At 34.0% G+C, this 12337-nt stretch carries 11 protein-coding genes and 1 pseudogene; 3 read left to right on the forward strand and 9 right to left on the reverse strand.

Annotation, left to right across the window (positions count from 1 at the left end; genetic code table 11):
* Positions 1-19 precede the first annotated feature (19 nt).
* The 3 genes and pseudogenes from DG435_RS17335 to DG435_RS17340 form a co-directional block, all read right to left on the reverse strand.
* On the reverse strand, positions 20-1555 hold the full coding sequence (locus DG435_RS17335) for a GEVED domain-containing protein (protein ID WP_234387062.1): 1536 nt from the start codon (positions 1553-1555) through the stop codon (positions 20-22).
* A pseudogene (locus DG435_RS25975) lies at positions 1544-2722 on the reverse strand (choice-of-anchor B family protein); the annotation flags it as partial. The gene DG435_RS17335 and the pseudogene DG435_RS25975, both read right to left, overlap by 12 nt.
* Positions 2723-3018: 296 nt before the next feature.
* Entirely contained in the window at positions 3019-4269 is a 1251-nt protein-coding gene (locus DG435_RS17340) for a choice-of-anchor B family protein (RefSeq protein WP_106791799.1), read from the reverse strand.
* A 148-nt stretch (positions 4270-4417) separates the two neighbouring features.
* Here DG435_RS17340 and thiL point away from each other — a divergent pair, with 148 nt between their 5' ends.
* The gene (gene thiL, locus DG435_RS17345; protein WP_106791800.1) at positions 4418-5464 is read left to right on the forward strand and encodes a thiamine-phosphate kinase; all 1047 of its coding nucleotides are present in this window, start codon (positions 4418-4420) and stop codon (positions 5462-5464) included.
* Between the two features lie 7 nt (positions 5465-5471).
* Here thiL and DG435_RS17350 read toward each other — a convergent pair whose 3' ends face one another.
* Positions 5472-5741 (reverse strand): hypothetical protein, encoded by a 270-nt coding sequence (locus tag DG435_RS17350; RefSeq protein ID WP_106791801.1) that lies wholly within the window; start codon positions 5739-5741, stop codon positions 5472-5474.
* Between the two features lie 247 nt (positions 5742-5988).
* Positions 5989-6768 carry an alpha/beta fold hydrolase gene (locus tag DG435_RS17355; RefSeq protein ID WP_106791802.1) on the reverse strand — a complete coding sequence of 260 codons (780 nt, stop codon included), beginning with the start codon at positions 6766-6768 and terminating at the stop codon, positions 5989-5991.
* A gap of 220 nt (positions 6769-6988) precedes the next feature.
* Between DG435_RS17355 and brnQ the strand changes: the two genes are divergently transcribed.
* On the forward strand, positions 6989-8269 hold the full coding sequence (gene brnQ, locus DG435_RS17360) for a branched-chain amino acid transport system II carrier protein (RefSeq protein ID WP_106791803.1): 1281 nt from the start codon (positions 6989-6991) through the stop codon (positions 8267-8269).
* Positions 8270-8378: 109 nt separating this feature from the next.
* Entirely contained in the window at positions 8379-9722 is a 1344-nt protein-coding gene (locus tag DG435_RS17365; protein ID WP_106791804.1) for a cytochrome-c peroxidase, read from the forward strand.
* 27 nt (positions 9723-9749) lie between these two features.
* Here DG435_RS17365 and DG435_RS17370 read toward each other — a convergent pair whose 3' ends face one another.
* The 4 genes from DG435_RS17370 to DG435_RS17380 all read right to left on the reverse strand — a co-directional run bounded on the left by DG435_RS17370 (position 9750) and on the right by DG435_RS17380 (position 12287).
* Positions 9750-10124, reverse strand: coding sequence for a glyoxalase/bleomycin resistance/extradiol dioxygenase family protein (locus tag DG435_RS17370; protein WP_159025501.1), 375 nt, complete (start codon positions 10122-10124; stop codon positions 9750-9752).
* A gap of 79 nt (positions 10125-10203) precedes the next feature.
* The gene (locus DG435_RS25620) at positions 10204-10371 is read right to left on the reverse strand and encodes an AraC family transcriptional regulator (RefSeq protein WP_159025502.1); all 168 of its coding nucleotides are present in this window, start codon (positions 10369-10371) and stop codon (positions 10204-10206) included.
* A 78-nt stretch (positions 10372-10449) separates the two neighbouring features.
* Positions 10450-10842 (reverse strand): lipocalin family protein, encoded by a 393-nt coding sequence (locus DG435_RS17375; protein ID WP_106791806.1) that lies wholly within the window; start codon positions 10840-10842, stop codon positions 10450-10452.
* 152 nt (positions 10843-10994) lie between these two features.
* Positions 10995-12287: an aminopeptidase P family protein gene (locus DG435_RS17380; RefSeq protein ID WP_106791807.1), complete on the reverse strand. Its 1293-nt coding sequence runs from the start codon at positions 12285-12287 to the stop codon at positions 10995-10997.
* Positions 12288-12337: the final 50 nt, after the last annotated feature.

Genomic DNA, 12337 nt, shown 5'->3' on the forward strand with positions numbered 1-12337 from the left:
TTAGTATATTTTAAAGACATTATTTTTTTACAAAACGCTTGGTAATAACACCTTGTTTTTTGGTGGTGATTTGTAAAAAATAAACTCCTGTTTTCAAATTAGAAACATCTATAGTATTTTTAACGGCTCCTTTACCTACTAATTGCCCTACAAAATTTTTGATTTCAAAATTTGAAGGTTCTTTAGAAGCACTTTTGTCACCCATGAATATATTCATGATCGATCCCTGAACCGGATTTGGGAAGACCGAAAAAGATATGTTTTCTGTTGAAATCAAAGAAGAGTTGGCAGCAACACTGGTTGTAAGAGAAATGTTATCAATGGCAATATCAGCCTGCCAGGTAGCCCCTGTAACTCTATTAAATCTTAGTTTTAAAGCTTCACCAATATATTGAGAAAGATCTAGATTAATGGTATTCCAGGAATTTCCTTGATTACCGGTTTTACTCCAAATGCTTGTCCATGAAGCACCATCATTTGTTGATGCTTCAACTGCTATGCTCCCCATATCCGATGCGCCAAACATATGATATGCAAATGTGAATGTAGGAGAAGCAGTACCATTTAAGTCCAAACAAGGAGATGTTAGTATTGCACGTTTACTAGGAAACCCTGTTCCGTTTCCAGAAGCCTCTACATAGAGATAATATGTTCCCTGACTTGCACTTGATGGTCCTGTATTTCTTGATGGAGTTCCATTGGCATCTACTGTCCAATTGATATCATCTGATGATGATTGTGTCCATAAACCTAAAGTGTTTTCAAAACTTTCATTGTATGGAAATGATGATACTCCACCGGCACAAACATCACCACTACCCTCGGTAATAGTAACCGTGTAATCTTCTACCTCACCATATTGGAACGATTCACAGGATGTTGGGATAGAATTATATTTCATAGAAACACGCATTCTGGTCGATACCGCTGATGCACTAGATGGGATTGAAAACGTTCCACTAACGGGGGTAGTCCTCGTTGCATTCTGTGACCATACTTGTTCTCCAGAGTCTGCAAAATCACCATCTTGATTAAAATCGATCCATACGCTATACCCTTCACTGTATACTGTACCTGACCATGTTGGAGTAATCGTGATTGTATGTGATGTGCCTTTTGCAAGACTGGTAGATATAGAGGTGTTGTCTTCATAACCACCATTGGATGCCCCGGATGTATTATTTATACTCCCGATAGATACATTACTTATATATTCATCAGAAACACTATTTCCATTAGAATTACAATAATTTACTTGCACATCTGTAGTTGTGAAATTAACAGAGCTACTGTAGTTAGAAGAAGTGCCGTCTTGACATTTACTTCTTACTTGTGCTTCATAAGATGTAGTGGCAGACAAGCCAGTTATAGTATTAGAAGTTCCGTTTACCGCGGTCGTTGTCCAGGAAGAAGTACCAGTTTGACGATATCTTAAATCATAGGTCGCATTGGATACAGCTGTCCAATTGATAGTAGCAGAAGTTGCATTTATATTAGAAGACCCTACTCCTGTAGGAACAGTTGCCTGACATACAGCTGGTGCACTTTTTCGTATTAAGAAAAACCCTCCTTCGATATCACTTAGAACAATGTTCCCACTATTAAAATATGGATATACGTTCCATACTCCATTAAAGGCAGCTCCATTACTAGAGGTATAGGTATCAAAGGATCCAATTTCGGTCATATTCTTATTTCCGATATCAGAAATATCAATAACCCTAATACCTGCACGATAATTAGCTAGGTAAAATTTATTTCCTTTTACATAGCCATTATGATCAATTGCTGCCGTAGGACCTGTATAAGTCATATGCTCTTTAGGGTTGTCTAAATCCAGAAAATCAAAGATTATGGTTCTGGTATTAAACCCAACTCCTTGCTCATCGGTTTCATCTCCTAATATAAAATACCTCATGTCTTCTGTAAACCAGCCCTGATGAGTGTATCCAACATCAGAGTATTTAATGGTTGAAATAGTAACAGGATTTGCTTTATCTGTAATGTCTGCAATCACAACTTCTATCTCGTTACTACCGATTAGTATTTCTTTACCAGAATAACTACTATCAGGACCATTATAAGTTACCACCTGGGCATCGTGTGTGTATGCACGTTGTCCACCAGATAGAAATCCACCAGCGTTGGTTGGATTTTTTGGATCTTGGATGTTAATAAAAAGAGGACCTCCTTTATATGGGCCAGAACTTCTTTGGGCACCTACAACATAGGCATATCCAGAATCTTCATTGATTACAATGTTATGAGCATTTCCGAATTCTGTATACCTTTTATCTGCTGTAAAATTTTGAGGAGGATTTGCTACGTTACGTAGTCTTGTAAGGTCAAAAACCTGCATTCCGTGATTAGCAGCTTCACTTACTATAAAAGCATGATTTTTATACACTTTTACATCTCTCCAATCACTATTGGAGGTAGCTGTTGGCAATTTACCAAGATAAACGGGATTAGTTGGATTTGAAATGTCTATAAATGCGGTTCCGTTATTTAAACCGATAATTGCATATTCATTACCGTTTTGTGGATCTGTCCATCCCCAGCTATCATTACCAGCTCCAGCACTCATTTGAGATAGAGTGATGTGAGACATTAAATCGTAATCGTTACAAGGATAAGAACCTGCCAGCCCATTTTGACAAGGGGTCTGACCATAAGAGAATACTGCTGATAATAACAGCAGAAGAGTAGTTAGATTTTTCATTGAGTTTGTGGTTTAAGAGTTTGTTTAGAAACTGAAGTTTATGTCATATGCTAATAGTTTAGTTTTTAAATAATTAACTAATTTATCGATTTTATATATAGGTATTTGTGAATTCTATGTGTAGTTTGTATTACTTTAACTTTTTTTAACACTTTTTCACATAATTATGAGTTAAAAAATGAGGAATTGTATTAAAGTGATATGTATTTTTCAATTTTAAGCAAAATCTATAAAGAGCAATTAAAGTTTTTGACTGGGATCGTATTTTGATCTATGTAGAGGATAGAATTATATTTTTAAGGAGTACTCTTTCGAATCAATAAAAGCCCTCTTTGGATATCACTAATCACAATATTTCCACTTTGAAAATAAGGGTATACATTCCATACACCATTAAAATTTGCATTATCACTTGATGGGAAAGTATCAAAAAAGCCAATTTCTGTCATATTTTTATTTCCGATATCAGAAATGTCAAGTATTCTAATTCCAGCTCTATAATTCGCCAGATAAAATAGATTTCCCTTTACATATCCATTATGATCTACGGCAGCTGTAGGACCTGTATAATTCATATGAAACTTAGGGTTATCAAGATCTTCAAAATCAAAAACTATAGTTCTGGTATTAAACCCAACTCCTTGTTCATCGGTTTCGTCGCCCAATATAAAATATCTCATGTCTTCTGTAAACCACCCTTGATGAGTATACCCTACGTCTGTATATTTAATAGTTGATATCGTAACAGGATTATTCTTATCTGTAATATCTGCGATTACAACTTCTATCTCATTACTACCAATTAATATTTCTTTACCTGTATAATCTGCATCAGGCCCCTGATAGTTAATTGCCTGTGCATCATGGCTATAGGCTCTATCTCCTGTAGAAAGAAAACCTCCTGCAGCAATTGGATTTTTAGGATCTTGTATATTAATAAATACAGGACCTCCTCGATAAGTTCCGGACCTACTTGTTCCTACTGCATATGCAAATCCAGAATCTTCATTAATAACAATATTATGAGCACTTCCAAAATCGGTAAAATGCACATCAGAAGTAAAGGTCTGAGGTGGATTTGTTACATTTCGTAGTCTTGTAAGATCGAAAACCTGCATTCCATGATTTGTAGCCTCACTTACAATAAAAGCGTGATCTTGATAGACTTTTACATCCCTCCACGGACTATTTACAGTTGCGGTTGGTAGTTTACCTAAATATATAGGACTATCAGGTGTAGAAATATCTATGAAAGCCGTACCATTGTCTAGTCCTATTAATGCATATTCTTTACCACTTTGTGGGTCTGTCCACCCCCAGCTATCATTGCCAGCACCCGCAGACATTTCTGTCAACGATATTCTAGTGATCAAATCATATCCACTACAAGGGTAAAACCCACCCGCAAGGCCATTTTCACAGGGACCAGATTTAACGTCATTTGTAGCAACAGATGGATTATTAAAAACGTCATTACCATTATCGTCACCACTACAACCTATAAGAGTTGTAAATAATAACAAATTACACATAAAATACCTTTTCATAATGTTTTCAATTTTAATAAATGTACTAAACTTTTTTGAGTATTGTTTTAATATCCGCAAGCTACAAGACTCCTGTGTTAAGTTTAGAAGGTTGAAAAATCAGAAGTTTTTTATGAATTGAAATCACTTTGTTACCTACCTTTGCAAAATGATTGAAGATAAGAATACACCAAAGACACAACTATCTGAATTAGGAGAGTTTGGACTGATTAACCATTTGACCAAGAATTTTGAGATCAACCAAAAAACAACTTCTCTTGGGATTGGGGATGATGCAGCAGTTTTGGATTTTGAAAATAAAAAATGTGTATTAACAACAGATTTATTGATAGAAGGAGTACATTTTGATTTGTCATATGTTCCATTAAAGCATTTAGGATATAAAGCAGTGGTGGTTAATCTTTCTGATGTTTATGCAATGAATGCAACAGCATCACAAATTACAGTTTCTATTGCAGTATCAAACAGGTTTCCTTTGGAAGCATTAGAAGAATTATATGCAGGAATTGAAACTGCAGCAAAGATTTATAATGTAGATGTAGTAGGAGGAGATACAACTTCTTCAACAACCGGGTTACTTATTAGTATTACGGCTGTTGGATATGCAAATGAAGAAGATTTGGTATATCGTAATGGGGCCAAAGAAAATGACCTTCTGGTTGTAACTGGTGATTTGGGAGCAGCATATTTAGGGCTTCAGGTATTAGAGAGAGAGAAGCAAGTTTATGAGGTTAATCCTAATTCACAACCAGATCTGGATCAATATGCTTACATCATTGAGAGGCAACTTAAACCAGAAGCACGTAAAGACATATCAGAACTTCTTAAAGCATTAGATGTTAAACCAACAAGTATGATTGACATAAGTGATGGACTATCATCAGAAATAATACATCTTTGTTCTCAATCTAAAGTTGGAGTAAATTTATATGAGGAAAAAATCCCATTAGATCCAACAGTTATATCTACATGCGAAGAATTTAAAATGAATAGTACAACAGTAGCACTAAATGGAGGAGAAGATTATGAATTACTGTTTACAATGAAACAAGAAGATTATCCTAAAATAAAAGCAAATCCCAGTCTTACAGTTATAGGTCATATAACAGATGAGAAAAGTGGAATAGGATTAGTAACCAGAGCAAATGAAAAGATAGCCATACAAGCTCAGGGATGGAATCCAATCGAGGAATAATTAATAATTATGAAGCTGCCTGAAATGGAGTATCACGATTAGTTCTTGCCTGTTTCTTAGCATGCACAGAGGCTAAAGCATTGTTAATTTCTTTTAATTTAGGTGTCATTGCTTCTAATCGACCTCTACTATTAGTAGTTGCTTGATCACCACAGTGAGAACAGGTATATTCTTTAATGTGATGGGTAACATTTTTAGAAAGAAGATAGTCATGGCCAAATAGAGAGCAGTAAATTTTTGAAAAAGAAAATGCGGAGGATGGGGTAGTTTTTTTCATTATTCTTAGGGGGTTAAAAATTCATAGAAAAGGGTTACGGGTTCATTATCAATACAATAATAATCTTTTTTTTATTATTATCTGCATTTTTGTAAGAAAAAATCACCATAAATCATTGATTTTTAGTCGAAATACTCCTTTTGTAGTGTTTTTTGACCACGAAAAAGGCATTTCGTCTAAAAAATACATAAAACTGTCTAGTTTTTAAAGAAACTAAAAATAGGTTTATTATCTTCTAAGACTTGTATTAAAAAGAGTTCAGAAACTGGGAAAGTTCTGCAACATATTCGTCCTTATTCTCCAAATATGACATATGCCCCCCATCAAAGCTAACAAGATTGATATTACATTGTTTAGATTCTTTAATACTTTGATCATATAATAAGATAGGATCTTTAGTTCCTGCAAATATGATTTTAGGCTTATTAAAATTGGACAAAAGAGATGTATGATCTTTTCTCACTTTCATTCCTTCTAAACCAGAGATAATTCCTTGCAAAGAAATCTTTGAAGCCTGATCTTTGATTATGTTTATTCTGTCGGCAAATCGCAATCGGTTTTCTTCGGCAAAAAGATTAGCAATTGCCATGCTGGTATATGCATTAGGACTATTCTTAACAATATCAATGGCTCTACTACGATTTTGTTTTCTCTCGGCACTATCAGGAAATGAGGTAGAATTTAACAATACTAATCCCGAAACTATATCTGGAAAAAGATCTATGCATGCGAGAGCTACATATCCTCCCATAGAATGACCGACAAAAGAAGCGGTAGAGATATCTAGATGATCTAAAACAATTTTGATTGCTTGTGCCATATCCTCCATAGTATGTATATATCCGATACACTCGGTATGACCATGACCTAAAAGATCTATCGAAATGCAATGATATGAACTTGATATAAGGTCGATGGTTTCTTCCCACATAGTAGAATTTTCTAAAAACCCATGTAGAAAGATTATAGGAGTACCTTTTCCAGAGGTGTTATAATTTACTTTAATCCCTTTATATGTTACTATCATTTTGATTTTTAATTTAAAGAGCAAAGAAACTAGAAACAATACTTTTTTAAAATGTAAATGGATATTTTTTTATGAATGTACTTAGTTTTTTAGCTATAGTTATATATTAATTTTCAGCTTGTTATTGCTTTTCTATTTACAAATACTATTACGATTATTTTGTATGCTTATTATGGTTTCATTATTATTGCTTTTTAAAGGGACATAAATACCTAACTAAATGAGATTTAATAAAGAAACTTTTGTTGCTGGATTTGCATTATTTTCAATGTTCTTTGGTGCAGGAAACTTGATGCTTCCTCCACTTTTGGGGTATAAAGCGGGTGATGCATGGTTTCTGGTTATTATGGGTTTTGCTATTTCGGCAGTAGTTATTCCTTTGTTAGGAATTTTTGCACATGCTCGCTTACAAGGAACTATGCTTGATTTTGCAAAGAAAGTATCTCCTACATTTAGTCTTATTTATTGTATACTGGTTTATTTGATCTCGATCACATTGCCCTCTCCAAGAACAGCATCTGTTACTCATGAGATGGCAATTCAACCATTTTTTGGCACAAATGCCTGGTTGACCAGTACTATTTATTTTGCATTAGTGTTGCTTTTTGTACTTAATCGATCTAAGATTCTTAGCTTATTAGGCAAATTTCTTTCTCCTATTATATTTATCGTTGTACTTAGTATCATATGTATTAGTATTTTTTCAATGCAAACACCTGCGATTAACCCTTCAGAATTTGAAACTCCTTTTATTAAAGGGTTGCTAGAAGGCTATCAAACATTTGATGCAATAGGAGCCGTTGTTGTAGGTGGCGTTATTATTGTTTCTCTAAAAATTAAAGGAGAAAATAATTTTGATAGAAATCGAAAACTAATTATTGGATCAGGTATTTTGGCGGGAGTAGGTCTTTTTGTTATTTATGCAGGGATGATTTATAGCGGTGCATTATTTGGCGCTGATTTTGACACTGATATTTCCCGAACAGATTTATTATCGGGGATGAGTTTAAAAACCCTAGGCAATATTGGTAAAGTATTTTTAAGTATTCTAGTTGGGTTAGCTTGTTTTACTACAGCCGTAGGTATTGTAACTGGTACGGCAGATTTTATAAAAGGTATGTATAATGGATCTCAAAAAGCATATTTTATTACTGCAATTGTAGCCTGTGTTTTAGGTGTTTTAATGGGACAGTTTGATGTACACTATATCATCAATGTGGCTATACCGGCACTTATGTTTATTTACCCTATAACCATCATTTTGATTCTATTAAATGTTTTGCCCAATAGATTCACTTCTTCATTAGTATTTAGAACTGTTGTTATCGTAACTATTTTATTTAGTATTCCTGATTTTTTAGGGTCTATAGGAATGCAGGATTATGTTGCTCCGGTTTTAAAAGTCCTTCCTTTAGGAGTATATAGCTTAGCTTGGTTATTACCAGCATTGGTAGCACTAGTTGTTATGAATATCTTTTCAAAAACAAAGCGATTTTTCTAAACATAAAAATTAAAGGTTTTTAGGGGTAAATTCCCCTTTTGTATTGTATTAGTTTTTGTTACATTCGCGCCAGAAAACAAATCTTAATATTTTATATAAAGGGAAATCTATGGGAAAAATAACTACTCTTATACTTATTACATTACTTTTATTTTCTTGCGCTAATGATGATGACTATGTACCTATAGCATCAGGTTTGGATAAAGACTTAAAAACTCTTTTAACTAATATTTCTGAAGACAAAGGTCTTGCTTATTTTATTTTACCACAAAGTGATGATTATCTTAAAATACCTCAGGATCCTCTAAATCCAATTACTAAGGAAAAAGTTGAATTAGGAAAGTTATTATTGCATGAAACGGCTCTTGGTGGAAATCCAAAAATAGATGAGATGAAAGCTACATATTCTTGTGCCTCTTGTCATCAAGTTGCAGCAGGATTTAGCTCAGGATTAAGACAAGGTATTGGAGAATGTGGTGTAGGTTTTGGAACCAATGGTAATGGTAGATTAATAAATACTAATGTTCCTGTTGATTCTGTTGACATCCAACCACTTCGTTCACCTACTCTTTTAAACGTGGCGTACCAAGATGTAATGTTATGGAATGGACAATTTGGAGGTACAGGAACTAATGCGGGAACAGAAAGTAATTGGACAAATATTCAAGAGAATTTTTTAGGATTTCAAGGCATAGAAGTTCAAGCAATAAAAGGTCAGGGAGTACATAGATTATTAATTGACGAGGATTTTGTAAATACACTCGGATATAAGGAAATGTTTGATAAGGCTTTTGGTGATATTATAGAGAGCCAACGATATACTACTAAGAATGCAGGACTTGCCATGGCTGCTTATGAAAGAACATTACTTGCTAATAAATCGCCTTGGCAAGAATGGTTAAAAGGAGACTATGATGCTATGAGTGATGCAGAAAAGAAAGGAGCAATTTCGTTTTTTGGTAATGGAAAATGTTATCAATGTCATACTGGTCCAGCATTAAACGATAAGAGTTTTCATGCTTTTGGGATGGGGGATTTTGATAATTCTAATAAAGCATTGGTGCTAGATAGTGCAGGTTTTGAAAATGTAAAGAAAGGAAGAGGAGGTTTTACTAAAAATCCAAATGATAACTATAAATTTAAAACACCAACTCTTTATAATATAACCGATAATGGTTTTTATGGTCACGGAGGAACATTTACATCGGTAAGAGATGTTGTGGTATATAAAAATAAAGGAATCCCGCAATCAATAGAAGTAACAGATGAAAATCTGGCAACTCAATTTGGTACTATTGATTTGACAGATCAGGAAATAGATAACCTCACAGCTTTTATTGAAATCAGCTTACGGGATACTGATCTTAATCGATATGTGCCTGAAACATTGAAATCAGGATTATGCTTTCCGGTTAATGATGTGCAATCTCAACAAGATTTAGGATGTAACTAGATATAACGTAATCGTTTTTGATCAAACTTAATTTAATGTAGCAATCCACCAGGTGTTACCAAATGGATCTTGAAAACCGGCTCCTCTGGCTCCATAATCTTCTTCCATAGGTTCCATCAAGGATTTGGCTCCGGCATCTATTGCTTCATAATATGTTTGATCAGTATCTTTTACATAAACATACATGCACCCGGGATGTGCAGGATTATGTTGTGAAGCTTCTGTAAGAAGAATAGTAGTATCGCCGATCCTAATTTCTGAATGTTGTATTCTGTTATCAACATCCAGGCTTCGTATCATTTCCTGTGCCTGAAAGATTTTTCGAATGAAATCAATAAAATCTTCAGCTTTTTCTACTACTATATATGGCATAGCTTGCTGATGACCAGCAGTTATTTTCATTCGTTGCATAGTATATAAAAGAGAGTTTTTGTATTCAACGAAGGAAGTATAGAAAATATTCTACAGATGAGTAGAAATATCAACGAGAAGATTGATTAGCCTTACCATTTTTTTGTTTTTCTAATTTTTTAATAAAATATGAAGGGTAAATCCCTGTCTTTTTATAGAATGCTTTAGAAAATGCTTCAGAATTATTAAAACCAATTTCTTGTGCAATGGCCTGCACTGTATATTTTCTATACAACAAGATGAGAGATTTTTTACTAGTGATTATAAGATTTTATGCGATTTTAGATTTAGTTCGGTTGTTTAAAAAATAAGGTGATTAATCAATTTTGGTATATTTTTCTTTGCAAGGTTCCATGCATTGAGTCGGATAATCGATGATCAACTTAGAATCGTTTATTTCAAAATTTATTTTAGATTCTGAAGATGTACAAGCCATAATAAGCTGAGTATGATTCATATCATACGTTCCAGACATTCCAATAATCTTATCATTGTCTAATGGGCAGTAAGATACGTTTGTTTTTAAGGTGCCATCATTAAAAAATTCGATAACCTTTTCTTGATTCGTTTTTTGAAAGGCGCCTTTTCCATTTCCTGGATCGACCAGTACATGTGTTAGCTTCCATTTACCAACTAATGGTGATTTGTTTTTTTTTGTACAGGCATTGCAAAGCGTAATGACGAAAAAACATAGAAGAAGCTTTTTCATGGTAAAGCAGGTTTTAGAGTTGTGTTCGGCTAAACTATAAAAAATAAGAGAAACTACCTTACGGCTTTACCGCCGTTTTTTTTCGTGTTTTGGAGAGTATTAAAAACCCCATACATAAAATGGATGGGGTCTATATTTGGTTTTAGTGGATTCTAATTATTCATTAATTCTTCAATTTCTTCAGCTTCGATAGGGATATTAGCCATTAGGTTAAAAGGTTCTCCTTTTTCCTGGATCACTACATCATCTTCAATACGAATTCCAAAACCTTCATCAGGAATATAAATCCCTGGCTCAACGGTAAATACCATATTAGCTTTCATAGGGTCAGTAAGAATACCATAATCATGAGTATCTAATCCTATATGGTGAGAGGTGCCGTGCATAAAGTATTTTTTGTATGCAGGCCATTCTGAGTCTTCCTTTTGCACATCAGCCTTATCTATAAGACCTAAACCTAATAATTCAGACGTCATAATTTTACCAACTTCAACATGATAATCAGCCCAAATAGTTCCTGGAACCAGCATTTTGGTAGCTTCGTTTTTAACTCGAAGTACAGCATCATAAACATCTCGTTGACGTTTAGAATATTTTCCCGATACAGGAATTGTACGTGACAAATCACTAGAGTAATTAGCATATTCTGCAGCAACATCCATAAGGATTAAATCTCCTGCTTTACAGGATTGGTTATTTTCTATATAATGAAGTACATTAGCATTATTCCCGCTTGCGATTATAGGAGTATAGGCAAAACCTTTGGATCTGTTATTGATAAATTCGTGCAATAATTCGGCTTCAATATTATATTCCCAAACGTCTGGTTTTACAAAGTTTAAAAGTCTTCGAAATCCTTTTTCGGTAATATTACAAGCTGTTTGCATAAGATCAATTTCTATAGGATCTTTTATTGCACGCAATCGTTGTAAAATAGGATTGCTTTTTGCTACGGTATGTGCAGGATATTTTGCTTTCCACCATTTGGTAAAACGATCTTCACGGGTTTCTGTTTCTACACTCGACCTGTAGTGTTCATTAGTGTTTACATACACGGTTTCAGATTGTGTCATCAGTTCAAAGAAAATTTTCTCTAAATCCTGAAGCCAATATACGGTTCTGATTCCCGAAACATCAAAAGCTCGTTCTTTGGTTAATTTTTCACCTTCCCAAATTGCAATATGTTCATTGGTTTCTTTTAGAAATAAAATCTCACGATGTTTTTCCTTAGGAGCATCCGGGAAAAGTAATAATACACTTTCTTCCTGATCAACACCACTTAGGTAAAAAATATCTCTATGCTGCTCAAAAGGCATAGTACTATCGGCACTAATTGGATATATATCATTACTGTTAAATATAGCAATGCTATTGGGTTTCATTTGTGCTGTAAAGTTTTTACGATTTTTGATGAAGAGATTTCTATCGATCTGGTGATATTTCATTGTATGATATGTTGTTTAATTACAAACCTCATAAGCCTCTAGACCAAACG

The organism is Aquimarina sp. Aq78 (assembly GCF_900299525.1).
Taxonomy (GTDB): Bacteria; Bacteroidota; Bacteroidia; order Flavobacteriales; family Flavobacteriaceae; genus Aquimarina.